Origin of the sequence: Gordonia jacobaea (assembly GCF_965344965.1) — a bacterium.
GTDB classification, from domain to species: Bacteria; Actinomycetota; Actinomycetes; order Mycobacteriales; family Mycobacteriaceae; genus Gordonia; species Gordonia jacobaea.
In genome coordinates this window covers 100,224-124,825 of sequence record NZ_CBDRLS010000005.1, presented here as the reverse complement: position 1 = coordinate 124,825, position 24,602 = coordinate 100,224, and the positions used below count along the sequence as shown (strand labels likewise).

Here is a 24,602-nt window from a genome sequence, read left to right as displayed (position 1 = left end):
CCACCGGCGATCAATGTTGGTAAATACAAGTACGAACGAGGGGAGTGACATGACAGCGCAAACGCTGACAACGACGTCGGCAGGTGCATCGACCGCAGCACGCGGCAACGACGCATCCGCGGGTCCACTGCTGCCCGTCGACGACCGCTTTTACGACGCCCCGGCTGACCTGGGCGGTTACCGGCCCGGTGAGGTGATCCGGTCGCGGCAGGTCGAGCTCAAGAACTTCTGGGCATCGAATCATCAGGCGTGGCAGCTGCTCTATCGATCGACCGACCTCGACGGCAATCCTGATGCGACTGTCACGACGGTGGTCGTGCCCGATCGCACCAAGCATCCGAATCCTGCGCTGCTGTCGTTCCAATGCGCGATCGACGCGGTGACGTCGCAGTGTTTCCCTTCGTATGCCTTGCAGAAGGGTGCCGACGCGTCGCGTGCCGTCGCGCCTTTCGAATTCATGGTGGTGCGTCGTGCGCTCTCGAAGGGATGGGCGGTCTCGATCCCCGACCATGAGGGCTCCAAGGGTGCGTGGGGTGCGCCCCGCGAGCCGGGTTACCGTGCGCTGGACGGTATTCGGGCCGCGCTGGCCTTCGAGCCACTCGGCCTCGACTCGACGGCGTCGATCGGGATGTGGGGATACTCGGGCGGCGGCCTCGCCACATCGTGGGCCGCCGAGGTGGCCCCGGACTATGCGCCCGAGCTGAATATCGTTGGTGCCGTTCTCGGTTCGCCTGTCGGCGACATGGCGTCGACGCTGCTGCGTCTTAACGGTGGCCTGCACGCAGGGCTTCCGATCCTCGTGGTGGCCGGGCTGCGTCGGGTCTATCCCGCTCTTGAGCGCATGATCACCGAGCACGCAACCGCATTCGGGCGACATAACCTCGACGAAGCGGCCCATCTACCGACGCTCGCGGCGATCCGACGTTTCCGCAACCACGATCTCGACGACTACTTCGATATCCCGCTCGCCGACCTACTCGCTGATCCGGGCGTCGTGAGGATGATGGACGACCTGCAACTCGGTACGCACGCCCCTGCCGTGCCACTGCTCGTAATGCAGGCGGTGCACGACGAGGTGATCGATGCGGCTGACGTCGATGCACAGGCTCAGCGATACCGCGATCTCGGTGTGCCCGTCACCTACGTGCGCGACCTTGTCACGGAACACTATTCGCTGTTGCCGCTCTCCGGACCGCTCGCGGTCAGTTGGCTGACCCATCGACTCAACGGCCGGCCCGGCGAGGACAAGACGATCACCGCGATTGCCGGTCAGCGGGTGACGCTGTCCAGGTCACGGTGACCGGGACCTCGTCGTCCCACGGCTGACGGGTCACCAGGTCCGCGACACGGACATAGCCTCGCTCGAATTCTCCTGTGGCAGCGTCGATCAGGCGATACTGCTGGGTCTGCGTGTGAATGGGCTGGGCGTCGACTAGCACGATACGGACCTCGCCCGGCTCGAACCCGCAGCGCTTCTGTAGCGACCCGATGAGTTGCTCGTTGGAGAGGTGGCCGTCGCCGAAGTTCCAGCCCATGGCCGTCGAGCAGATGCGTTCGCCGTCGGTGAGCATGTAGTTCGATTCGTCGTGCCCGGCCATCGCGCGGTGTGCGAGCGTGAACAACGCACGCCCGTGACTGTTGAAGGCGCGAAACGCATATCCCATGTACAACGCCACCTGCGCTGCCTCCGGGCTACCGTAGATCCGCTGTAGCTGCGACGCCGGCAGAGCCGCGATCGCGACCACGTTCTTCTCCAACTTCTCCGACGCCGACGGCGTCATGCACCAGATCCCGGTGTCCCAATTGCCCGCGTAGTAGCGCATTCCCGGTAGGAATGACACCTTGCGCGGGAAGAGGTTTCCGATCACCACGGTGCCCGCCACCACGACGAACAGCAGGGCAACCCACCACGGCTGCTCGAGGTCGGCGAGGCCGAGATCGGCGTGGCCGACGAAGAGTGCGAGAACTCCGAACATCATGAAGACGTTCCACTCCAACGGAACTCCCATCGGAATGGAACTGAGAATGCCGAAGTGGAAGATCAGCATGATCGCCGCGGCAACCCAGGTGAGCCATCCGCCATGGGAGAAGAACAGCACGATCGGCACGAGACCCTCGACCGCAGTGGAGAAGTGAGCGATCCACCGCGACGGCCTACCCGGCCGCAGGTCGTCCGGAAAGTCTTCGAAGAACAGTCGTTTCATCTTCGGAGACCGGATGACCGCGTTGTTCGACATCATGGTCGCGATCACAAACGGGAAGTGCTTGTTCAACTTCGACGTTGCAGCGCCGAGCCAGATCACCAGAAAGATCACCTTGGCCGCGACGATCATGTCGACACCGGTGAGCAGGAATGTCACACACAGCGCGCCGTACACCTCACCGCGCGCGGCGAGGAAGATTGTCTTGTCGCGCAACCCGATCAGCGCGAGAAGTGCGAGAATCGTCCAGATCTCCCATAGCGGCAACGCGCCGGTTGCCGTGTCCAGATCGTTGAGTGGCCTACTACCCGGGCTGACGAGTGCGACGACCAGCATTACGAGAAGTGCTGCGTAGAGCGCGATGTCGACCGGCCCGCGCACATCGCCGCGCGTCAGTGGCACACGTGAAGGCCACGGTGGCTGGCGAATTGTCCTGGGGCGCAACCAGTACAGAATGGAACCCATCGGCGGGAAGAAGCGATTGTTGAGCGGACCGAACCCGCAGCCGAGGCCGATGACCTCGAACAGCATCGTGTAGAGCACGACTTTCTGAAAGACGACCGGCTCGTTGTACCACGACGCGACGTCGAAGAACCCGCCGATGCCCGGCGTCGCCGCGACGATCGCCCAGCCGACGAATACGTAAGCCAGGATCTTGCCGACGTAGAACAGGTGCAAGACCACTGGCGTGCCGAACCCGACCTCTGCCCACTGGCGTGCCATCGGCCGGATCTTCTCGGCTCGTGAACCCTGACTCCATGTCGGGAAGTCGACGTCGGGTCTGGTCTGTGTGATGAACCCCAATGTTCCGCCCTCACTGCCGATGGGTGCCGCAGCCTGGACGGTAACAAACCAAGCGAATGCTTGGTTGGGGTTCAGTGGTTTCCAGCGGACCCTTGGCAGGGCGGACACTGTAATAGGGCGGACATTCCTGACAATGGGCGATTCACCGGGCTTGATTGTCTTCACGCGCGTACCGTGTCGCCTGTACCAGCGACAACCCAACGGAGTGTCCCAATGTCTGATGCCCTTGAAACCGTCAAGAAGTACGTCCCCGACGCCGACCCTGCCGTGGTCGAGAAAATGGCGTCGACCTATCGCCTCGCCCTGCAGAACGCCGACGCCGCTCTGGTGTCGGCGAGCGATCCCGCGGAGCTGAAGACCGTCCGCGAGAATTTTCTGAAGAAGAAGCTCGGTCTGACGGAAAGCGACGCGTACCTCGACAATGCGATCAAGGACGTGCTCGCGGAGATGAAGGACGGCAAGTCCAATCCGCGGCTCGCGGTGTACTACAAGCTCGCCGACAAGTTCGGCAAGCTCGGCGTGTTCAAGTAGAGCTGTTCACGTAGTTTCCGCCTTCGGCGTCGACGTCTTCGTAGGGAAGTCGTCGACGCCGAACGCGTGCAGGCGCCCGTCCGGTTAGCGTGCCGTGAGTCACCCCGGCACGTCGGAGGGCGTTGAGATGCAACAGCATCCGAAGGCTGCTCTCAGGTCGCGTTGAGAGCGTGGCAAGGGTCGACGGGCAGAGTCGAAGACATGCACGAGACATCCACAGACCCCAACTCGCCGACCGAGATGTTCGCGGTTCCGACGTCGCATCGTGGCATCGGTCCGAGTACGCGCACCGAGCGGTTCCCGAGTTTGCGCGAGAACAGGGATCTTCCGACGCCCCTGCGCGACGAACTGGTCTCGCTACTCGGTTCGCACGGCTCCGACCCCGCTCGACGTCTCGGGCTCTCGCCCGACAGCGACCCGCGTGAGATCGCCGCAACGGCGCGCAGGATGTCGCATGTGTGGCGCGAACGCTCGACCGATCCGCAGATGACATCCCGCGCGAAGAAGTTGTGCGGCATTGCGGCAGAGACCTGTGACGAGATCGTGCACGATATCGAGAGCGCGCTTACTGATGGCCGAGACTCTCCAGCGCGACGCTCGCATCCGAACTCGCTGCCGACAGTCCTTCGCGCGCAAGCCGATTGGTCTCGTTCTGGACGAGCTCGTTGACCGGCGTCGCAATGCCATGGAGTCGACCGAGCAGCACGATCTCGCCTGACAGATAGTCGGTTTCGACGCTGCCCGACCCACGCGCGACGCTCTGCCAGGTCGAACTGCCGAATGAAGCCTCTCCGGTGTCACGGCGGACGATGGCGTCGCCGCGCCGCTGCTTGTCGGTGGCCACGGAGACGACATCGATGCCCGCCGCCGCGATGACCTCCTCACCTTCGGCTCGCGCGCGTCGAACAAGTTCAGCGAAGGCGTCGCCGTCGTTGCGGTAGCTGGCGTCGATTCCATTGACCAGGTTCATGATCAGTTTTCGATACTTCCACGCCATTATGTCGGGGCGTGGCTCGGAGAGGAACGTCGCGGCACGCAATGCAGACGAAATAGATTGTGCCGCTTCGTCGATACCCGACGGATAGTGCCCGATGTCGAGGATTCCGGGCTTGTTCGACGACGCCTGAACCACGACGCCGGGCTCGAGATGCAGGGCGGGCAGCATGACGCACAGCGAGTAGACACGTGGAAAGACGCGAAGCAACTCGCGTTCATTGGCGACGCCGTTCTGCGCCGACACGACCGGAGTGTCGAGAGGCATGTGCGCTCGAAGGTCGGCGATCGCCGCGGCGGTCTGTTGCGACTTGACGGCGAGGAGCGTGACGGAGTCGTCGCTCCAGTCCACTTCTGAGGCGTTTGACGCAAGCGTGGCCGAAACGGATTGGCGCCCCTCGGCGGTGTCGAGGACGAGTCCGTTCTCTCGCATCGCGCGCAGGTGATCGCCGCGCGCGACCAGGGTCGCGTCTGCCCCGGAAAGTGCCAGGTGAGCACCGATGACGCCGCCGATGGCCCCTGCACCGTAGATGACGAATCGCATGGTTCTCAGCGTAGGTGCGAGGCAGCGAGGTCGGCGACTGTGTGTTTCCGGCGCCGTCAAGTCAGCACGCGTCTGCCGCCGCTACGACGGTGGGCGCGGACAGCACTTGCGCGTAGCGTGAAAACCATGACTAATGACAACACCGAATTCGAGCACATTGGCGAGCTGATCTCCAAGGGTCGCGTCGCATTCGTCACCACCAGCGAGTCCGACGGTCGATTGCTGAGCAGACCACTCGCTGTGCTAGACCGGAAGTTCGACGGCGATCTGTACTTCTTCACCGTCGACCCGTCGCCCAAGACCGGCCAGATTGCCGAGGATTCACACGTCAACGTGAGCCTGCAGGCCGACGACAACTATCTTTCGATCGCAGGCACAGCGTCGGTGACCCACGATCAGAAGCTGATCGACGAGCTCTGGAACTCTCACGCAGAGGCCTGGTTTGAGAAGGGCCGCGAAGACCCGGGCGTCGCACTGTTGAAGGTGCACGCCGACTCCGCCGAGTACTGGACCCTGGACAGCCCCAAACCCGTTGCGCTGCTGAAGTATGCGAAAGCGATCGTGTCGGGCGAGCAGCCAGACGTCGCCACCAACGCGTCGGTTGATCTGTGAGTCGCTGATCGTCGTGCCAAAGATAGTGGCCTAGAACAGAACTCGGGCTAGCTGCATTCGCTGTCAGAAGATGACGGTGTAAATGTAGTTCATGAGGTCGGTGTAGAAGTTCCACAACACTGTGAACATGACTGCTCCTTTCTTCGACGGCCCGCTATCCGCGTGACCAGATGGGACTCGTGTTCTCAGAGTGCGCGTGGTACTAGCACGAAACAAGGGGCTACGGCGAGGCGGGCGGCCTGACCTGCGGGAATACGGACTCAACTTCATTTGAAGGCAGTACGACCGCTGATCTTTGGGGCGTGCGAATAACTAGCTGGAGCAAGGTGGGGCGAGTCAGTCGATTCCCAGCCGTCGCGCGACGTCGGGTCCGCCGACTGCCCGCACGAACTCGGGATCGCCGCACACCACGAGTTGCTCGCGCGCGCGTGACAGCCCGACATACAACCTTTTTGTCGACCGGCTTCTCGCCGGGGACTCGTTGAGCGCCAACACAATTACCCGACGCTCCAGTCCCTTGAATCCGAGTACGTGTCCGTAGAAGACCTGCTCGTCGTCCTAGAACGTCGCCCAGTACGACGCGTTACCCTACGTCGGGCGCACGGCCGCTCGGCGGCGCCGGTCGCGGCGCAGAAACTCGGGGAAAGGATTCTTCCTCGGGTTGTTGACGTTTCCTCGAGAAGTTGCGCGGGGAAAGCGACGAGACCCACGGAGAGATTCTTTCCCCTACTTTCCGCGCCGCCGGCGAGGCTGCTCGACGACGCTCGGCTAGCGAGGACGATCCTCAGAGTTCGACGTCCCACCGCCCGAAGTCGACGCGCTTGAGTGGCTGGATGTGCCTGGCGCCCAACCAAATCGGCGTCGTGTCGGGTTGTGTGGAGTACAGGCCGTGCGACGCCGCCTTGACTCTGCCGTACTGACTCGGCCAGCGAATCTCGCCGGCGAGAGCGTCGATGACGTCTTGCCCCCGGTCGAGCGCGCGGACGACATACGCGGGCGCGGGCAGGACGTCGGACTTGCTTGTGTTGCAACGCGGGCACGCCAGGACGAGGTTGGCGAGGCCGTCGATTCCGACGCGCGACCACGGGAGGACATGGTCGACGTGGCGGCTCGCGCGCAGGTGGGAATTGCAGTAGAAGCAATCGTTGCCGAAGTGTTCGGCGAGGATGCCTGCGGGGCGGGTGAGCGAGACGCGTTCGGTGCCGAAGAGGTGGTCGGCGATGTCGGGGCCGTCGTCGAGGATGTCGCGGTTCATGTGCCTGACGTCGTCGACCCAGGCGAGTTGGAACGCGGGTTTCACGAGTGGTGCCAATCGCGCGAGGGTGTGGCAGACGCCCGCGAACAGCACGAGGCGGTTGCCGTGATCGGCGATGGCGCGAGTCGAGGCTTTGCCCATCCACGCGTCGTCGTAGAGGAAACACTCGTGCGAGCCCGTGCCGACCTGCTGCAGTAGATGCAGCGGATAGCGCACGAGCTTCTTCTTGACCGTCGTGTGGGCTACTGAATATGCCTCGGGTGCAGCCAGTTTGGCGCTCTCGATCGGCATCTCGCGCAAGCTCGGAGTGCTGCATTGTTCGCGCAGAGCGACCAGCGCGTCGAACACCACACCGCGCCCGTCGCGCGACTGCCGGAGAGTGACGTGGTCCTTCTCGCTGAGCGGGCGTAGCTGGGTCCAGTACTGGGCCATGACGCGGTCGGTCAGGTCGTCGAGGTCGATCGGGACTTCCGCGGCGGGATCGTCGGGGACGGATTCGACGGCGAGGTCGAGGAGCGCGACCATCACGGCGAGCTTGTACGTGGACGTCCGCCGACCGCCCTCGAGCACAGCGACGAGCTGCTGGCCGAGCGTCAGCGGGTCGGTGGGCACGGGGTTGAGTGTAGTGAGGCGCGGTCTACTCAGCGATCAGTCTGCGATCATCGCATGGTGCGCGTACAAGCGAGGTGGGCTCTCCCGCAGATGGGGGCGGTGGTTCTTGCGTGCTGCCTCAGTGGTGGCTGCGCGACGCAGAGTACGGACGCGGGTTATTCCTCCGCGGTGTCGGCGGCGCCCGGCGCATCGTCGACGGCGTCCTGTTCTGCTGTTGTGGTGGCGCTCGACCCTGGCCACAACCCCGTGCGTGTCGACGGATTCGATCCCGTGACCGGAGCGTCGCAGATCGACTACCCCAACGGTGCCGAGGACGCGAATGTGTTCGAGGTGGCCACCGAAGTGCGAGAGCTTCTGCAACACAACGGATATGACGTGGTGATGCTGAAACATGCTGTCACAGAGAACGTTACGTATCGGCAGCGGGTCGACCGTGCGGTCGCGGCGCACGCACGTGTCGCGATCAGTATTCACACGAGTCCAGGCGCAAACGAAGTGTTTGTACAGCGCGTGGGGCTGTATCGCGAGGGAGTAGGAGCCGACGGCGCGACGCTGCGCATCACCTACCGCAACGAGGCAACAGCTGCCGCCAGTCAGCGCTATGGCCAGGCGATAGCAAACGCTCGAACCCGGACCGAAGGCATGCCGGTCATGTTGACCGACAACGACTTTGGGGGTCGCGCGCCGCTATGGACCGGCAACATTCCGATGATCGCGCTGATGTCCGACCGTGTGCCATGGGTCTACAACGAGTTCGGACTTGACGACGCAGGTGGGTCGACGCCCCTGCCGTCGACGTGGCTCGCGAGGTACGCACGGGGTATCGCCGACGGGGTGCGCACATCGCTTCCCGTGGACGGGCACGGGTGCGCGATGTGAGTCGGTGCGTGGTCAGCAGGGGCTGGGTTCACCGATCTTGACCGCGGACAACACGGCCTCACCCTCTGTGACAGGCGCGCCCGCGGATGGAGTCTGTGCGACGACGATCCAATTGCTGTCGACCACCTGCCTGCGTCCCTGACCCGTCGCGTCCTTGCTGCGTGAGTAGAAGACGCCGGCTTCCTGGATGGTGTTCTGTGCTTCCTGGAGGTTCATGCAGACGACGTTCGGCATGGCAGCTGCCTTGGGCTCGGTGGTCGCCGGTGCCGCGGCCGGAGCCTTCGGAGTTGTTGTTGCCGTTGTTGTTTCAGTGACTTCAGCGGATTGCGAGGTGGTCGCCTCTGCCGTCGTGGTGGCAGTGGTCGTCGTTGTTGGTTCCGAGCTCGAACCACTGCATGCGGTAAGGCCGAGTACTCCAGCGGCCACAAGTGCGCAGAGCGCGAGATGACCCTGTGTGCGAACGTGCTTCATCAGTCCTCCGACGGATAGTGTGTGACGACCCCCGACGTCAGATGCTGGTAAAGGTACGCATGCCTACCGACGCTTATGTCCGATTCCGTATCGATTGATCCGATCGGGGGACACAGCGTCACTCCTCTGCGCCAGCGCCCTTCTTTCGACGCCGCGGCGCGGCCGAGCGAGGCGGGACCTGCCGCATGTGGTCGCGTGTGCGGGTGAGGATGTCGGCCAGCGACTCGATGTCGGCGCGCGAGAGTGGTGCGAGCAGCATGTCATTGAGGATCGCGATGTGGCCGGGAAAGACCTTCGCGAGAACGGCGCGGCCTTCGTCGGTGAGCGACACGTCGATGCTGCGCTCGTCGTCGGTCGACGGTGTGCGGGTCACGAGGCCGCGCTTCTCCAAGACCTGCGCCTGGTAGGTCATGCCGCTGCGGCTGTAGACGACGCCGTCGGCGAGATCGGTCATTCGTCGGCTGCCGGTCGGTGAATCTCCCAGCGTCGCGAGCAACTGGAACTGGATGTAGCTGAGGTTTCCGACGTCTCGAAGCTGTTGTTCCACAGCGTGTTTCAACAGGCTCGTGCTTTCGATGAGCCCGAAGTAAGCGGCGAGTTCGGTCGGGTCGATCCCGGGCTGCGGTGGCACCTCTCGAATCTATCATCTTGCTTCTAACTCGAAGCACTTGCTTTGAATTCGAAGTAGGTCTACCGTCGTCGTTAGATGCTTCAAATTCGAAGCACTACCGACGAGGAGGACATCATGAAGGCTGTACGGTTTCACGAAACGGGTGGTCCCGAGGTTCTGCGCTACGAAGACGTCGAGACTCCGACGGCAGGTCCTGCTGCAGTGCGAATCCGGGTGGCGGGCTCGGCGTTCAACCCTGCGGATGGCGGTCTGCGCGGCGGGTTCCTGCCGATCCCGATCACGCTCCCGCACACCCCGGGCTACGACGTCTCGGGCACGGTCGACGAGGTGGGCGAGGGTGTTACCAGCCTGAGCGTCGGCGACAGCGTCGTCGGATTCATTCCAATGGACGCTGATGGTGCCGACGCTGAATACGTTGTGGTGCCTGCTGATTCACTCGTAGCTGCACCGACCACTATCCCGCTCGCCGACGCTGCCGGCCTACCGTCCGTGGCGCTCACCGCGTATCAGGCGCTGTTCGAGGCGGGGGAACTCAAGGCGGGCCAGCGGGTGCTGATCAACGGAGCCGGTGGTTCGGTCGGTGGATACGCCGTACAACTCGCGAAGCGTGCTGGTGCTCATGTCATCGCGACGGTGAGTCCGCGTAGCGCAGAGGCAGTGACGCGTGTCGGCGCCGACGAGATCGTCGACTACACAACCACTTCCATCCTCGACGTGGTGTCCGAACCGGTCGACGTTCTGCTGAACGTCGGGCCGATTACCGAGGAGGACTTCAAGGCGTTGGTGCCACTGGTTCGCGACAGGGGCGTCGTGGTGTCGACGACGCCGATGGTTCCCACTCCCGGCGACGACGAACGCGGAGTACGTGCGGTCACCATCTTCCTGCACCCCGACGCCGCAGTCCTCACCGAACTGGTGGCCCTGGTCGACACCGGGGATCTCAAAGTCGAGATCGCGCAGCGGGTTTCGTTGCCTGAGCTGATCAAGGTGCACGAAGAGGCCGAGGCGGGCCGGCTGCGGGGCAAGGTCGTCGTGGTTCCGTTGGGTGAGGGCTGAGCGTCGCGCTTCTGAAGTCAACATCGGCCAGTGCGTCAGCAAGATTCGTCTGTTCGGCCGACGCTTGAACCGCCGATGACCTGTTCGTCTTCCAGTACTGTCACTGATCGATATTCGAGAGATTGGGTGCGAGATGAACAAGAAGTACTCGGCCATCGCCGGGCTGGTTGCCGGAGGCGTCGCCGCAGGGTTGGTGGGGTTTGCCCCGGTTGCGTCGGCGGCTCCTGCGCCCACGCCGGTGGCGTACTACAAGAATTGCCAGGCGGCACGTGACGCGGGCGTCGCGCCGATCTACCAAGGCCAGGACGGATACCGCTCGGCACTTGATCGAGATGGCGACGGCGTCGCGTGTGAGACCGGGTCGCGATCAGCGCCGAAGCCCGCCCCGCAGGCGCAGCCCGCTCCCCAAGCCCAGCCCAAACCGCAGCCGAAACCTCAGGCCAAGCCCCAACCCAAGCCGAAGAAGAAGGCTCCGAAGTCGAAGCCGAATCGTGGGGGTTGGGGCTCGGTCGAGTTCTTCTCGTAGCTCGTCCCCGCGACGGAGGACTTGTGTCACCTACAACCGGGTGACGTCGAGTCCTCCGTCGTGGAACGTCGAGCGCAGGCGCTTCTTGTCGAACTTGCCGACGCTGGTCTTGGGAACCTCGCGAATGATGGTCCAGTTCTCGGGGAGCTGCCACTTTGCGACTTTGTCGGACAGGAACTCTCGCAGCGTTTCCGGCGTCGAGTCGGAACCGTCACGCAGCACGACGGCGACGAGGGGCCGCTCGTCCCACTTGGGATCGGGCACGCCGATGACGGCGGCTTCGAGGACGTCGGGGTGTCCCATGACGGCGTTTTCGAGGTCGACCGAGGAGATCCATTCGCCGCCCGACTTGATGATGTCCTTGGTTCGGTCGGTGAGCGTGAGGTAGCCGTCGGGGGTGATGGAGCCGACGTCGCCGGTGCGCAGCCAGCCGTCGTCGAATTTGTCGGCGGCGTCGACGCCGTAGTAGGCGCCGGTGATCCACGGCCCGCGGACCTCGAGTTCGCCGACGGTCTTGCCGTCGTGGGGGAGTGTTTCGCCGTTGTCGCCGATGAGTCGCGCTTCCACCGACGCCGGGAAACGACCCTGCGTGTAGCGGTAGTGCCAACGCTCGTCGCCTTCGGTGCCGGCGGGTGGTCGGGCGACGGAACCGAGAGGCGAGGTCTCGGTCATGCCCCATGCGTGCAGCACGGTGATGCCGTGGTCCTTCTCGAAGACGTGCATCAACGACGGCGGCACAGCCGATCCGCCGATGAGCACGTCCTTCATGGACGAGATGTCCTGCGGATGCTGCTCCAGGTACTGGTGCAGTCCCAGCCAGATGGTCGGGACCGCGGCCGCGAAGGTGGGCTGCTCGGCGGCGAGGAGCGCGGCGAGCGGTTCGGGCTGCAGGAAGCGGTCGGGCATGATGAGCGACGCCCCGATCATGAACGCCGCATACGGCAGACCCCACGACATCGCGTGGAACTGCGGTACGACGGCGAGCGCGCGGTCGCCCTGCTTGAGCGCAGGACCATCCGTCATGCACACCTGCATGGAGTGCAGATAGATCGAACGATGGCTGTACGCAACACCTTTCGGGTCGCCGGTGGTGCCGGAGGTGTAACACATCGCGGCGGCAGAACGCTCGTCGACCTCGGGCCACTCGAAGTCGACCGACTGCTCGGCGATCAGCGCTTCATACGCGTGCACCTGCACGCCGTCGAGAGCGTCGACGCCGTCGGTGGACTCGCCCGTCACGATGACGTGCTTGACCGTGGTCAGCTGCGGCAGTTGCGGATTGAGCAGCGGCAGCAGTGAGGGGTCGACGATGATGACCTGATCCTCGGCGTGGTTGGCCACGTGGATGAGCTGCTCGGGGAAGAGTCGGATGTTGAGGGTGTGCAGCACCGCGCCCATCGCGGGCACGGCGAGGTAGGCCTCGAGGTGCTCGGCGTTGTTCCACATGAACGTCGCGACGCGCTGGTCACCGTTGACGCCGAGGCCGCGCAGTGCGTGCGCCAACTGTGCGCAGCGTCGTCCGACCTCGGCATATGTTCGACGCCGCGAACCGTCTCCGGTCCAGGTCACTACCTCGGCGTCGCCGTGGACCGTGCTGCCGTGGCGCAGGATCTGCGCGATCTGCAGCGGGGCGTCTTGCATGGTGCTCTGCATGGGTGCTCCTGTGTCTCACGTGCCGGGCTGTGGCGCCCGCGGGGTCAGGGCGCCGTCGTGACGCCGGTCACGGTGTCGATTATGCAGGGTCGGGCGCGCGGGGCTGCTGGGTGTGTCCGATTTTGTGGCGAGAGGCTAAAGGCGGCGCTATGCGGCCCGAGCGGGCAGCACCACGAGGGATCCGTCTTTGTGCTGAGCGATGTCGATTGTCACGTCGGGCTGCTGCGAGGGCAACTGCGCGAACTCGCCAAGGCGCTGGAGGAGGCGCGACGTGTTCAGTAGTTTGTCCACCTCGCCGGCCGAGAATACGACGTCACGGATTCCGTGCGAGCGGTCCAACTGGATCGACGACAGGCGTAGAAGTACTGCGCGCAAGCGGTCTTCCAATCGCTCGACTTCTTTCTGCTCTACATCGAGGCTGTGCATGAAGCGTTCGAACGAGTTGCCTTCGTCCATCTGCGCGTGCTCTACCGCCTGAAGCACCAAAATGCGCCGCTTCATGGAAAAGGCAAGCCGTGCCAGCTGCAGGTGAACGTAGAACTCCCCGGAGGGATCGGCGATCGTCGGGATAGCCTTAACGAGATGACTGAACTCGATACGGTCGTCGTCCAGATCGCCTAATGCGTGCTCCCACTTCGCGATTCGTGAGCTGGCCTTCACTACCGCGGTGTCGATGGTGTGGGCGGCGGTGTCGAGGCCGAGTGAGATACCCAATTGGCCGCGGTCGAGAAGGATTGCGGTGGCCTTGGCGATTGAGCTCGCGCAGCCCTCCAGACCATGCTGTTCGTCGGCAAGCATGTTCGCGTCGATCTTCTCGAGCAGCTTGGTTATCCGCTCAAGTGCTTGCTGCCGCTGACGGTCGGCGTGTGCGCTGATCCCAACCGCTACCGCCATGAGCACAAGCGGCGCTGCGACTGTGAGTGCGCCGGCTCCGGCGGCGGCTATCCCTACGGTGCCAGCTGATCCACCGGCCGCGCCTGCGACTGCAGCCTTGCCCGCAACGGGTACAAACGTCGCCTGCGCCGCGATCTTCGAGCCGTTTGTCAGCGCGCTGTGGATGCCCCCGGAGACGGCTTTGGACGTCATCGGCGTGACAATGCCCCCGGTTACCTGCGCCGCGACCTTCGCCGGTACCACCATGCGATACAGCGTTTCACCTCCGTCTGAGACTACTTTCGGTGTCCGACTGACCAGCCTTGATAGCTCCATCGCCAGCGGGCTCAGGCTACCGAGGGGAATGCCCGCTGAACGATCAACGGCCTCAGGAAGGTGATGTGCCTCCAGCGTCGTCAGCGGTACGTCGCTCAGCGTGGCCAGTGCATCTCGCAGCCCGGCCAGCCGATCGGACGTCAGCTCGGTGGTCCCGCTCAAAACGTCGGGGACGTCTGTTTGCTCTGTGACCAATGTCCAGACGGGTACCTGCTGAAGTTCATGGTCGGTCATGTGATCCCCTCGAGCGTGCGCGATGTCGGACTGAATGTATCGGACGTCTCGGACATATTGGATCATCGGTCCGATCGGATGACACGCGGAAACGTCCACCGAGCGCCGCTCATTGCTTCAGGTAACAGTGGCGCCGGTTCGCGCGACAATCTGATGACTTATCCGCGCAGGGAGGCAACCTTGATGAGACCCCCAGCCTCATCCAACGCCGTCAGCGCCAGAATGAGCCGGCAACGATCCAGAGACACCGCGCCAGAAATCGCCGTTCGGAAGATTCTCCACCGAAGCGGCCTGCGATTCCGTACGGACGTCAAGCTCGAGTCTGACCTCCGCACCCGAGCAGATATCGCCTGGAGTGGCCAAAAGCTCGCAATCTTCATCGACGGATGCTTCTGGCACGGCTGCCCTGAGCATGCAACTCGCCCTACGGCCAATCAGCAGTGGTGGGCACAGAAGCTCGACGCGAACATCGCGCGGGATCGCCGAACCGACGCCGAGCTGGAGCGACGAGGCTGGACTGTTCGACGCTACTGGGAGCATCAGCCGCCCGAGGAAGTTGCTGCGGATATCGCGCGGGTCAAGGGACAGATTAGGGTGTCAAGCGAATGGTAGAAACGACCCGATCAACGGCATGGGACTGTGCGTCCCAGGTTGGTTGTGGGCTTGACCGGGCGAGCCCGAATCGTGTCCGATTTGCCGACTAATAAAGTAGAACTTCTGCAGGGTTCCTCGTCGCCGAGGTGGCATCGTCGCGAACCGTCCTGGCTCAGAGGAGCGGCAGAAACGGGAACTTGAACGGAGTGACGATGCCCGATGATGACGCGGTCGTCCCCGAGCTCGACGCCGCGCAGCTCCGGGTGGCACAAGCTCCGTCCGACGAGCGCCTCGTCGTCATTGCAGGTGCTGGTCAGGGGAAGACCGAGGTCGTCACCGGTCGGCTGAGAACACTGATCGAACGTGATCAATTGTCTGCTTCGGCCGAACTTCTCGTGCTCAGTTTCTCTCGAGCTGCCGTGCACGCGGTCAGAACCCGCCTCTCGGAACGAGAGATGGCAGAGGTCAACGTGCGCACATTCGATTCATTTGCGTCGGAGCTTCTGATCGAGGCGGACCAAGAACCCGCAAGCGGTTTCGAGGCGAGGATTCGCCAGGCGACCACGCTTCTTGCCGACGACGATACGATCGCCGAACCCATCGAGGGCCTCCAGCACGTCATCGTCGACGAGGTCCAGGACCTGATTGGTGACCGCGCCGACTTCGTGATGGAGATACTCCGGCACCTTCCTCGGGATGCAGGGTTCACTGTGCTGGGCGACCCACTCCAGGGGATCTACGACTTCGTGCTGGAAGCATCTGCGGGCAAGACCCAATCCGGGGACTTCCTGGATCACATCGTCACTGACCTGGGCGCGACCACGGTCACCCTGGAGAAGAACTACCGGGCGCGAGGGAACGATTGTCTTCGCGCGGCCGGCCTCGGGGCACGCCTCAGAGAAGCGAGCGATGCGATCGATGCTCAATCACAGTTGGATGTGTTCCGGGGCACCCTGCCTCGCATCGATCCCGGGGATTGGGACTTCCTTCGGCATGTCGTCGGATGCTCCGCCGTGCTTTGCCGGACCAACGCCGACGTACTCCGTATCTCGCGGCAACTCGTGGACCACGATATCCGCCACGCCGTCCGTCGCCCTGCCCAATCATTCGGCGCTGCCCGGTGGCTCGCGCCTGTTCTCGGCGGCTTGAATGGGCCAATAGTGCCCCGATCAGAAGTCGAAACACAGCTCGCGCAAGTTCTGGCCAGCGAGGAAGCCGAGGACGCGTGGTACCTGCTGAAGTCGGTCGAAGGACGGGGGCGGAGTTCTGAGCAAATCGACCTCGAGCGGATTCGACGGCGTGTCATGGCAGGGAGCATTCCTCTGACGCTCACCCAGGACGACGCCTCCGACATCATCGTGTCCACGATCCACCGCGCCAAGGGACTGGAGTTCGACAACGTATACATCGTCGAACCCGCGAACTACTACGCCCCTGACGGCGACCCGTGGACCCAGATTCGGCTGGAGTACGTGGCGCTGACCCGAGCGCGGGACACTATCACCCTCGTGAAGGCGCTGCGGACGCGTTCCGCGGTGGCGGAGTTCGGATGGCTGCCCGGCAGATTGCAGGAGCGCGTCGGACGGCAGGGAAGCACTCGCGCAGGATCGATAGAAATCGGAAGTTCTGATTCGTATGCGGCCCGACCTGCCGCAATGGACGGCTGCGATGCGGTCGAGATCCAGCACGCCCTCGGCACCGCTGCGGTCGGGTGTGGGGTCGACGCGGAGCTCGACCTGGAGCACTCCACTCGCGAGCGCCCGATATATGCGTTGACCGTCGACGGCACGCCGATCGGGCGCACGACCGACGACTTCGGCCAGGCGTTTGCGACCGCGTTCAATATCCGTGGAGGACAGTGGCCGGCTGAGCTGGCCGACATGGTTCTGGTGTCGGTGGAAACGACGGCGGGCGACCCGCGTGCAGTCGAGAATGAGGGAATCGGTCCCGGCGGGTTCTGGCTTGTTCCCAGGGTTGCGGGTCTCGCGCGACCGCTGTGGGATGTGATGGAGAAAGTGGGATGAACGTGCAAGATAGTCTGGCCGAGAAATACCGGTTCCGCGAGGAGATGGTCGATGCGCTGAAAGCCGATCTCTTCGGTCCAGGTGACGGCGAACATGAAGTCATCGCAGAAGCGCCGTTGAACCGGTATATTCTTGGCACCCTTTGGCCTAGGCCCGCGGACGAGGAGGATGCCGAGGCCGTTGAGCAAGAAGTCGAGAGTGAACCCACAGGGGCCGAGTCGGATGGCGAAACGGATGAGGGGAGCCCGGTTGCCCAGGCGCGCATGAGGTTTCCATCCTCGGTGGGCATGACATTCTCGGTGCGTGCATCGGCGGAATCTGTCACTATCACGCCAAGCGCGGCTTGGTATCAAGAAGTGATCGACAAGGACGAGGCCGCGCTCGGTTGGCGGCGAATTCCGTTGCACGAGATCGCGGTCAGTCAACAGCTCCAGCGCCCAGGCGTGTATAGGAGCGAAGTCGGCCCTGGGCTCGAACTGTATCGCTACGTCAGGCCGGAACGGGACGGAATCGTGACGGTCACGGTCGCCCTGAACAATAAGGCCCAAGCGGTCAAAGGTGATATGCGCGATGCTATTTCGTGGTTCCAAGTGGGCTTGAGCGCGCGGACGCAGCACTCGGACATCGTTGACAGGTCAATAGCCCACAACATCGGCATGGACGACGATCTCGACACCGCAGCGTTGATGTACCGAAACGCCCATGCGTTTGCCATCGGGCACGGGTGCGCCGCCGACTGGGATCTCGACGCAGTGAAGGACGGGACGGTCGCCGAGGTATCGACTACCTTCATCCCGACACATGAGGTGCATCGCGCGAAGCCCGGTAAGGTCAAGGATCTCGATCTTCGGATGGCAACATTGGCCGATGCTCCAATCGATGTGATCAGCACCAACCTGCGAGGTCTCACCGCCCACTACCGAGCGTGGATTGATGCCATCGAATCCGATGTCCGCAGTGGTGTTGCCATTGCCGACGATGACCTCAAACCCGTTGCAGCCCGGCATATCAGAGACATGCGCACGGCCGCCGACCGGATCGAAGCCGGGATTGGACTCCTTGAGCGCAGCCCAGATGAACTGCGCGCCTTCCGGTTGGCCAACCGTGCGATGCAGTTGCAGCGAGCGCGTCAGGACTGGGTGCGCAGCGGGGCCAAGGGGGCAGTTGGGGATGGGTCTGATGCTGAATGGCGCCCATTCCAGATTGCTTACGTTCTGCTGAATCTGCCAGGAATCGCCGATGCGTCCCATGATGACCGAGAAGTGGCAGACCTCCTCTGGTTCCCCACTGGTGGTGGAAAGACCGAGGCGTACCTCGGGCTCGTTGCATTCGTGATCCTTCTGCGTAGAATTCGGGACTCGTCGGCGATGGGTGTCGCAGTGATCATGCGATACACGTTGCGGCTCTTGACGATTCAACAGTTCGAGCGCGCATCGATGCTCATGTGCTCATTGGAGACGGTGCGAAAGGACAATCCGGATCTGGGCAATCGGTCATTCTCTATTGGATTGTGGGTGGGTGCAGGTGCGACCCCCAACTCGGTCGCGGAGGCCCGCACTTCTCTGAAGAAGCTGGCGATGGGGCAAGACCTTCAGGAGAAGAATCCTGTGCAGCTCACCCAATGCCCCTGGTGCGGAACATTTCTTGATCACGAGAAGTACTCCGCGGAGAAACGTCCGTTCGACCACCTCGTGATTGCATGCGGGACTCCGTCATGTGACTTCAGGGCAGGGCTCCCGGTTCACCTGGTCGACGAGGACGTGTATCGCGAACGTCCTGAACTCATCCTCGGGACCGTCGACAAGTTCGCGATGATGGCCTGGAACGAGAATGTGGGCAAGCTCTTTGCTCGCGACGGAAAAGGTACGCCGCCCGAGTTGATCATTCAGGACGAACTCCACCTGATCTCCGGGCCGCTGGGTTCAATGGTGGGACTCTACGAAACTGCAGTTGACGCGGCTTGCTCGGTGCCTTCCCTGGGGGATGAGTCCAACCGCGCCAAGCCCAAGGTGATCGCGTCGACAGCAACAATTCGTCGTGCAGAAGAGCAGATCGAGGCCGTATTTGCCCGTTCGGCAGCACTTTTCCCGCCACCGGGAATCGATCCAGATCAGTCCTTCTTCGCCGAACCATCGGGTCGAGATGAACTCGGCACGAGGCAGTACGTAGGGGTGATGGCATCGGGAACAAGTCACGCAACGTTGATGGTGCGCGTCTACGCGGCGCTTCTGCAGGCGGCAAAAGACATCAATGGTGACGATGCGACGAGAGACCCATACTGGACTTTGTTGGGGTACTTCAACAGTCTTCGCGTCTTGGGAAGCGCGTATCTGCAGGTGCAGGGTGACGTGGTGGAGAGGCTCGGCGTGGTGGCCAAGCGAAGTGACACCACGACTCGTGGTCCGATCCGCGTCAACGAGTTGACCAGTCGTGTCCCGTCGTCGGAGATTCCACTGAGTCTCAAGTCATTGGAACGAAGATTGGGCGGTAGTAACGCGCCTGACGACGTCGTTTTGGCCACGAACATGATTTCTGTGGGTGTGGATATCGACCGGCTCGGTTTGATGACGGTCATGGGCCAACCTCAGGCCAGCGCTGAGTACATTCAGGCGACCAGTCGTGTCGGACGTCAGCATCCTGGGCTGGTGGTGACCATATTCAACTCTGCGCGCTCACGAGACCGGTCCCACTACGAGAGTTTCCGGCCCTTCCACCAATCGCTGTATCGCGCGGTCGAGGCCACCAGCGCTACGCCTTTCGCGGCCCGAGCGCGTGATCGTGGCCTCCACGGTGTTCTGATCTCGATGGCTCGGCTTCTGATTGGAGCACTCTCTGGCAACGGGTCGGCACACCTGGCGTCGAACGAGTGGGATGAGCTGGTGGAAGTCGCGCGTTTGATCGTCGACCGTGTTCGAAAGGTTGCACCTGACGAGGTGGCGGCCACCGACGATCAACTGGCCGCACTGCTCGAGGTGTGGGCCAACGCGGGCGACGAACGCGAGAATATGAAATACCAAAACAAGAACCTGGAAGCGGCTCTGATGGTGCGTCCCGAAGACGCCCTCACCAATGAGGCAATCGACTACTCGCAACGCGAGGTGCCCTGGCCGACGTTGCAGAGCATGCGTGACGTAGATGCCGAAAGCAGTCTCTACCAGATCCCGATGAGGAGGAAGAAGTGAAAACTGCCAACGTCAAGGCCCGGCGCAGCCAACTCCTCAGTACATATGGCATCGGCGGTCTGTTTCCCTCGGAAACAACAAGTTTCATGATCGTAGGGCTGCACGAGTGGCACGAGGATCGATCACCGGTCGTCAGTGAACCGCGCCTCGCGCGGTCGCTCGGGGTAAATGAACTGAAATCGCCGCCCGCGGGTGGGAAGCGTGATGTGCCGGTCGTGAGGTTTCCCGAGACACAGATCTGCCCTTCCTGCCGCCGCGTCGGCACCACAGCCCAACTCGGGGGCGATTGGAACGCAACGAATTGTCTTTGCAAAGACGGCCGTGTAGGAGCGCCGCTGTCACCGTTCCGACTCATCACCGCCTGCACGCGCGGCCATATCGACGAATTCCCGTTCTTCCAATGGCTCCATCAGGGACACAACGGTTCCGCCGACTCTCGGCACGAAATGAGTATGAAATCGCTTGGCCGCACATCTTCGCTGGATGACCTCGTCCTCGAATGCACCTGCGGCGTGAAGAGTCGAAGCCTTGATGGCGCGACGGGACCGGCAGCCATGAAGGGGGTTATTCGCTGCAAGGGATCGCGACCATGGCTTGGAGCCGACTACTCCGAGGATTGTGCGGAGACACCCCGGGTGGTCCAGCGCGGTGCGTCCAATGTGTGGTTCCCGGCCGTGAGGTCCGCGATCTCCATCCCGCCCTACTCGGAGGCCCTCTCCAAGTTCGTCAATCGGTACTGGGCTGCACTCGAGGACCCCGCCGCAGTCAACGACGCCCTGCTGCGAAACATCGCAAAGCAGTCTCGCGGGCGCTTCACCGTCGACCAGATCGTGGCCGAGGTCGAGCGACGCCGAGGCGAGGAGAAGTCCGAGGACATCGACGAAGCGCAGCTGCGTCGTCAAGAGTTCAGGGCCTTGATGGACGGCCGTGAGGAAAGCAAGGACGAGTCCGATTTCGTGTGCGAGAAATCGGTGACCAACGGACAGTTCCCGGACGACGTGCCAGATATCTTCACCGATCTGCGCAAGGTGACTCGGCTGCGAGAAGTCCGCGCGCTGTACGGGTTCTCAAGACTCAACGGAACGGTTGACCCGGATCATCTCTGTAAGCTTTCGCCAGAGCCCTTGTACTGGCTTCCGGCGATCGAGGTCATCGGTGAGGGAATCTTCCTTGCGCTCGACCGTGCCGAACTCACCGAGTGGGCATCCGCGCCCTTCGCAGACGGTCGACGACGCACCTTGCAGGAGGCTGCGAACAAAGAAGCGCAGGCGTTCAAGCGAGGTCCGATCACAGTCGACATCGCCAAGGTCGCGTTGCACACTCTGGCGCACGTCCTCATCGATCAACTCTCGCTGGACGCCGGATACCCCGCGTCCTCGCTGCGGGAACGACTTTTCGTCGACGAGGACATGGCGGGCATCCTCATCTACACGGCGAGCTCTGACTCGGCCGGGAGCCTGGGAGGGGTCGCGTCCCAAGCTGATCCCGACAAGTTTGCTGCCGCGATCAAGGAGGGCCTCACCAGGCTGTCGTGGTGTTCGTCGGATCCCGTGTGCATCGAGTCGCCGGCGTCGGGAACCGATGCGCTGAACATGGCCGCGTGCCATGCGTGCGTGCTCGCTCCGGAGACCTCATGCGAGCTGAACAACACGCTGCTGGACCGTGCGTTGTTGTTCGGCACCCACGAGCCCGGCGAAGAGGACGCGGGCCTGTTCAGCGCCTATCTCGCGCAGGCATAGGCTGCGGATCGGGCAGTATTTCGAGGAGGCTGGGCATGGCTGATATCGCAGCAGGTGAGCGCGTTATCGTTCGCGACGAGGAGTGGCTGGTGCGTTCGGTGCGGACCACCGAACTTGATGGCACGCGCGTCGAGGCGACTGGGGTGAGCGAGTTGGTCCGCGATCAAGACGCTGTGTTCTTCGATCACCCCGATCTCGACACCATTGACCGCCTCGACCCGCGGCAGGGACGACTGGTCGCAGATGTGTCTCCTGGATTCCGCCGTACACGTCTGTGGCTGGAGTCCGTCCGCCGCGGCAGTCCCGTGCCTGCCGCCGACACCCGCATCGCGGTCGGCCACCAGGCGTTGCTCGACCGCATGGACTATCAGTTGCGGCCGGCAGCGCAGGCATTGGAGAACCTCCGTCCTCGTATCTTGATCGGCGACGCCGTCGGACTCGGCAAGACCCTGGAAATCGGCATCCTGCTCTCTGAACTGATTCGACGTGGCCGTGGTGAACGAATCCTGGTCGTCACACCTCGCGCAGTCCTTGAGCAGTTCCAGCAGGAACTCTGGACACGCTTCGCGATCCCGCTGATTCGTCTCGACTCGGCGGGAATCCAAAAGGTCAAACAGACCCTGCCCAGTTCGCGAAACCCGTTCAGCTACTACAAGCGCGTCATCGTCTCGATCGACACCCTCAAGAACCCGGCTCGCTACAAGCATCATCTGAAGAATCAGCACTGGGACGCCGTGGTCATCGACGAATGCCACAACCTGATCAATCGCGGCACCCAGAACAATGAACTCGCCAGACTGCTTGCAGAGCAGTCGGATTCCCTGATTCTGGCCAGCGCAACGCCACACAACGGCAAGCAGGAGTCCTTTGCAGAGCTGATCGCGATGCTGGACCCCACCGCAATCGTCGACCCCAAAGAGTATTCGGCCAAAGACATCAAGCATCTGTATGTGCGCCGCCACCGCAATTCGCCCGACGTCAAGCTCGACGTTGCTGACAAGTGGAAAGCCAGACTGAAACCCGACGTCATCGGTGTCGAACCAAATGCTGCAGAACTCGCCGTCCTGCGGGAACTGGAAGATGTGTGGCTTCATCCCAAGTCGAATCCGGTCATCGAAGGCAATGGGCGACAACTGTTTCCGTGGACCTTGTACAAGGCATTCCTGTCCTCGCCACGTGCTCTGCGAGCGAGCATCGGGCGGCGACTGAAGACCATCGGAGATGAGCGCAACCGCGAGGCTGTGGCGCTGCTTCAGCTGGACGAGCTCGCCTCGAGAGCCGAGAACACATCACCGGCGAAGCTCGACAAGCTGGTCGAGTACCTGGGTTCGATCGGCGTGGGCAAGGGCTCCGACACCCGAGTGGTGATCTTCTCCGAACGTATCGACACCCTCGATTGGCTTCAAACGCAGCTTCAGAAGAAGCTCAAGTTCCCCGCGAGAGCAGTCAACGGCGTCCTGCCCGTTGAGGTCCTACATGCCGGTCTCTCCGACGAGAAGATCCAAGGCGTCGTGGAAGGATTCGGCCAGAAGGCCTCTGCGATAAGGGTTCTCATCGCCTCGGACATGGCATCCGAGGGATTGAACCTACACAAGGAATGCCACCACCTGGTCCACTACGACCTGCCGTGGTCGTTCATCCGTATCCAGCAGCGCAATGGACGGATCGACCGGTACGGGCAACTCCATTCACCTCAGATCACCGCGATGGCATTGACAACCGATGAGGACGTGACCGACGACCTCAACGTCGTCACTAAACTGCTCCTCAAAGAGGACGAGGCCAACCGGGCGCTCGGCGACGCCGAAGTCCTTCTTGATCTGCACGACGCGAAGATCGAGGAAGAAACGGTCATGGAGGTCATCCGTAGCGGACAGGATCTGGATGAGACGATTCCCGATCCGACGTCGGAGAAGCTGAATCCCTTTGCCCGACTGATGATCAAAGGGGGTGAGCACGAGAATGAGCCGGCCCCCGAGACCTCGGCCAGGCTGTCGTTCTTCGATGACGACGACAACTACCTGACCGCGGAGCTCGCCGACATCTCCACCGACAAGGGCGCCAACAGGCTCGATGTCCATCGCGAGGACGACAAGGACCTGATTGCGTTCACCCCACCCGACGACCTGATCACTCGCTTCCGCGATCTACCACCGGACTATCGCAGCGAACAAGGAATCGAAGATCGACTGCGCCTCACCGGAAGTACCGACTTCGCCAGGGAACGCCTCGCCCGCGCGCAGAAGTCCGAGGACACCTCATGGCCCGACGTTCACTTTCTCAGCCCCATCCACCCGGTGCTCGACTGGGCGGGAGATCGCGCCGTCGGCCGCTTTGGCCGCGATGAGATCCCCGTGGTCACCGGTTCGGTCGACCGAGTGTATTTCCTGACGCAGGCGGTGTGGTCCAACGCCGCGGGCCGGCCGGCGATCGCCCACTGGGGCGCGGTCACCGGATTGCCCAGCGCTCCCGAGGTCGACGACTTCGAGACAATCGTCGAGATCTCAGGGCTGAGCGAAAGTGCCACCAATGCCGGCCTGCACGACGACGAACTGTCCGAACTGCAAGGCTTGGTGCCTCTCGCCGTCGATGCCGCACGGGCACATATTCAGGAACGTCGCGATGACTTCGAACGTGATCTGATCAATCGTGTCGATCGCTATCGCTCGGGGCTGAAGCTCTGGGAGCAGGCGGCCATGCAGATCGCCGACGTCGGCAGTCGCAAAGGCGGCAAACTCGAAGTGCAGACCACGTCGGGCAATTGGTCCGCCATCATCGACTCACTTGCTGCGTCCGGGGATCCATTCGTTCGCGTAGTTGGCGTCATCGTGCCCAAGCAGAAGGGGTGAGTT

Annotated in this window: 18 protein-coding genes and 1 pseudogene; 11 read left to right on the top strand and 8 right to left on the bottom strand. The window is 62.7% G+C overall.

All coding sequences use genetic code 11. The annotated features are described in order from the left end of the window. Nucleotides 1-49 precede the first annotated feature (49 nt). Entirely contained in the window at nt 50-1,300 is a 1,251-nt protein-coding gene (locus ACRVY7_RS17450; RefSeq protein WP_431817976.1) for a lipase family protein, read from the top strand. Here ACRVY7_RS17450 and ACRVY7_RS17445 read toward each other — a convergent pair. Further along, nucleotides 1,254-3,005: a DUF3556 domain-containing protein gene (locus ACRVY7_RS17445; RefSeq protein ID WP_431818242.1), complete on the bottom strand. Its 1,752-nt coding sequence runs from the start codon at nt 3,003-3,005 to the stop codon at nt 1,254-1,256. The genes ACRVY7_RS17450 and ACRVY7_RS17445 overlap by 47 nt on opposite strands. 213 nt (nt 3,006-3,218) lie before the next feature. Between ACRVY7_RS17445 and ACRVY7_RS17440 the strand changes: the two genes are divergently transcribed. After that, nucleotides 3,219-3,536, top strand: coding sequence for a DUF2853 family protein (locus ACRVY7_RS17440; protein ID WP_064861812.1), 318 nt, complete (start codon nt 3,219-3,221; stop codon nt 3,534-3,536). Between the two features lie 565 nt (nt 3,537-4,101). Here the strand turns inward: ACRVY7_RS17440 and ACRVY7_RS17435 are convergent. Continuing rightward, the gene (locus tag ACRVY7_RS17435) at nt 4,102-5,073 is read right to left on the bottom strand and encodes a ketopantoate reductase family protein (protein ID WP_431817975.1); all 972 of its coding nucleotides are present in this window, start codon (nt 5,071-5,073) and stop codon (nt 4,102-4,104) included. Nucleotides 5,074-5,199: 126 nt separating this feature from the next. Between ACRVY7_RS17435 and ACRVY7_RS17430 the strand changes: the two genes are divergently transcribed. Next, nucleotides 5,200-5,685 carry a pyridoxamine 5'-phosphate oxidase family protein gene (locus ACRVY7_RS17430; protein ID WP_049699432.1) on the top strand — a complete coding sequence of 162 codons (486 nt, stop codon included), beginning with the start codon at nt 5,200-5,202 and terminating at the stop codon, nt 5,683-5,685. Between the two features lie 336 nt (nt 5,686-6,021). On the opposite strand, the pseudogene ACRVY7_RS17425 reads toward ACRVY7_RS17430, so the two are convergent. Continuing rightward, a pseudogene (locus tag ACRVY7_RS17425) lies at nt 6,022-6,273 on the bottom strand (nuclease); the annotation flags it as partial. Between the two features lie 196 nt (nt 6,274-6,469). Next, a complete protein-coding gene (locus ACRVY7_RS17420; protein WP_431817974.1) occupies nt 6,470-7,552 on the bottom strand; it encodes an HNH endonuclease in 1,083 nt (360 codons plus the stop codon). Nucleotides 7,553-7,720: 168 nt separating this feature from the next. Between ACRVY7_RS17420 and ACRVY7_RS17415 the strand changes: the two genes are divergently transcribed. Next, a complete protein-coding gene (locus tag ACRVY7_RS17415) occupies nt 7,721-8,431 on the top strand; it encodes an N-acetylmuramoyl-L-alanine amidase (protein WP_431817973.1) in 711 nt (236 codons plus the stop codon). A 12-nt stretch (nt 8,432-8,443) separates the two neighbouring features. Here the strand turns inward: ACRVY7_RS17415 and ACRVY7_RS17410 are convergent, their stop codons facing one another. After that, nucleotides 8,444-8,665: a PASTA domain-containing protein gene (locus tag ACRVY7_RS17410; protein ID WP_269449453.1), complete on the bottom strand. Its 222-nt coding sequence runs from the start codon at nt 8,663-8,665 to the stop codon at nt 8,444-8,446. A gap of 355 nt (nt 8,666-9,020) precedes the next feature. Then, a complete protein-coding gene (locus tag ACRVY7_RS17405; RefSeq protein WP_431817972.1) occupies nt 9,021-9,533 on the bottom strand; it encodes a MarR family winged helix-turn-helix transcriptional regulator in 513 nt (170 codons plus the stop codon). Between the two features lie 114 nt (nt 9,534-9,647). Here ACRVY7_RS17405 and ACRVY7_RS17400 point away from each other — a divergent pair, with 114 nt between their 5' ends. Then, the gene (locus ACRVY7_RS17400; protein WP_431817971.1) at nt 9,648-10,589 is read left to right on the top strand and encodes an NADP-dependent oxidoreductase; all 942 of its coding nucleotides are present in this window, start codon (nt 9,648-9,650) and stop codon (nt 10,587-10,589) included. 133 nt (nt 10,590-10,722) lie between these two features. Then, nucleotides 10,723-11,115: an excalibur calcium-binding domain-containing protein gene (locus ACRVY7_RS17395; protein ID WP_431817970.1), complete on the top strand. Its 393-nt coding sequence runs from the start codon at nt 10,723-10,725 to the stop codon at nt 11,113-11,115. Nucleotides 11,116-11,145: 30 nt separating this feature from the next. Here ACRVY7_RS17395 and ACRVY7_RS17390 read toward each other — a convergent pair whose 3' ends face one another. Together ACRVY7_RS17390 and ACRVY7_RS17385 are read right to left on the bottom strand one after the other, a co-directional pair. Next, nucleotides 11,146-12,768, bottom strand: a complete 1,623-nt coding sequence (locus ACRVY7_RS17390; protein ID WP_431817969.1) for a long-chain fatty acid--CoA ligase — start codon at nt 12,766-12,768, stop codon at nt 11,146-11,148. Between the two features lie 147 nt (nt 12,769-12,915). Next, a complete protein-coding gene (locus tag ACRVY7_RS17385) occupies nt 12,916-14,211 on the bottom strand; it encodes a hypothetical protein (protein ID WP_431817968.1) in 1,296 nt (431 codons plus the stop codon). Between ACRVY7_RS17385 and ACRVY7_RS17380 the strand changes: the two genes are divergently transcribed. The 5 genes from ACRVY7_RS17380 to ACRVY7_RS17360 all read left to right on the top strand — a co-directional run bounded on the left by ACRVY7_RS17380 (nt 14,200) and on the right by ACRVY7_RS17360 (nt 24,599). Continuing rightward, the gene (locus ACRVY7_RS17380; RefSeq protein WP_431817967.1) at nt 14,200-14,823 is read left to right on the top strand and encodes a very short patch repair endonuclease; all 624 of its coding nucleotides are present in this window, start codon (nt 14,200-14,202) and stop codon (nt 14,821-14,823) included. The genes ACRVY7_RS17385 and ACRVY7_RS17380 overlap by 12 nt on opposite strands. Before the next feature lie 194 nt (nt 14,824-15,017). Further along, nucleotides 15,018-16,829 (top strand): UvrD-helicase domain-containing protein, encoded by a 1,812-nt coding sequence (locus tag ACRVY7_RS17375; protein WP_431817966.1) that lies wholly within the window; start codon nt 15,018-15,020, stop codon nt 16,827-16,829. Then, entirely contained in the window at nt 16,826-20,011 is a 3,186-nt protein-coding gene (locus ACRVY7_RS17370; RefSeq protein ID WP_431817965.1) for a helicase-related protein, read from the top strand. The genes ACRVY7_RS17375 and ACRVY7_RS17370 overlap by 4 nt, the downstream gene beginning before the upstream one ends. Then, on the top strand, nt 20,008-21,750 hold the full coding sequence (gene drmB / locus ACRVY7_RS17365) for a DrmB family protein (RefSeq protein ID WP_431817964.1): 1,743 nt from the start codon (nt 20,008-20,010) through the stop codon (nt 21,748-21,750). The genes ACRVY7_RS17370 and drmB overlap by 4 nt, the downstream gene beginning before the upstream one ends. Before the next feature lie 35 nt (nt 21,751-21,785). Continuing rightward, nucleotides 21,786-24,599: a DEAD/DEAH box helicase gene (locus ACRVY7_RS17360; protein ID WP_431817963.1), complete on the top strand. Its 2,814-nt coding sequence runs from the start codon at nt 21,786-21,788 to the stop codon at nt 24,597-24,599. Nucleotides 24,600-24,602 lie beyond the last annotated feature (3 nt).

Excerpts from the sequence above, each read along its gene's own strand:
- ACRVY7_RS17435 (WP_431817975.1), bottom strand. The coding sequence starts at position 5,073 with ATGCGATTCGTCATCTACGGTGCAGGGGCCATCGGCGGCGTCATCGGT.
- ACRVY7_RS17410 (WP_269449453.1), bottom strand. The coding sequence starts at position 8,665 with ATGCCGAACGTCGTCTGCATGAACCTCCAGGAAGCACAGAACACCATC.
- ACRVY7_RS17370 (WP_431817965.1), top strand. The coding sequence starts at position 16,826 with ATGAACGTGCAAGATAGTCTGGCCGAGAAATACCGGTTCCGCGAGGAG.
- ACRVY7_RS17430 (WP_049699432.1), top strand. The coding sequence starts at position 5,200 with ATGACTAATGACAACACCGAATTCGAGCACATTGGCGAGCTGATCTCC.
- ACRVY7_RS17400 (WP_431817971.1), top strand. The coding sequence starts at position 9,648 with ATGAAGGCTGTACGGTTTCACGAAACGGGTGGTCCCGAGGTTCTGCGC.
- ACRVY7_RS17390 (WP_431817969.1), bottom strand. The coding sequence starts at position 12,768 with ATGCAGAGCACCATGCAAGACGCCCCGCTGCAGATCGCGCAGATCCTG.
- ACRVY7_RS17440 (WP_064861812.1), top strand. The coding sequence starts at position 3,219 with ATGTCTGATGCCCTTGAAACCGTCAAGAAGTACGTCCCCGACGCCGAC.
- ACRVY7_RS17360 (WP_431817963.1), top strand. The coding sequence starts at position 21,786 with ATGGCTGATATCGCAGCAGGTGAGCGCGTTATCGTTCGCGACGAGGAG.
- ACRVY7_RS17375 (WP_431817966.1), top strand. The coding sequence starts at position 15,018 with ATGCCCGATGATGACGCGGTCGTCCCCGAGCTCGACGCCGCGCAGCTC.
- ACRVY7_RS17380 (WP_431817967.1), top strand. The coding sequence starts at position 14,200 with ATGGTCGGTCATGTGATCCCCTCGAGCGTGCGCGATGTCGGACTGAAT.
- ACRVY7_RS17395 (WP_431817970.1), top strand. The coding sequence starts at position 10,723 with ATGAACAAGAAGTACTCGGCCATCGCCGGGCTGGTTGCCGGAGGCGTC.
- ACRVY7_RS17385 (WP_431817968.1), bottom strand. The coding sequence starts at position 14,211 with ATGACCGACCATGAACTTCAGCAGGTACCCGTCTGGACATTGGTCACA.
- ACRVY7_RS17450 (WP_431817976.1), top strand. The coding sequence starts at position 50 with ATGACAGCGCAAACGCTGACAACGACGTCGGCAGGTGCATCGACCGCA.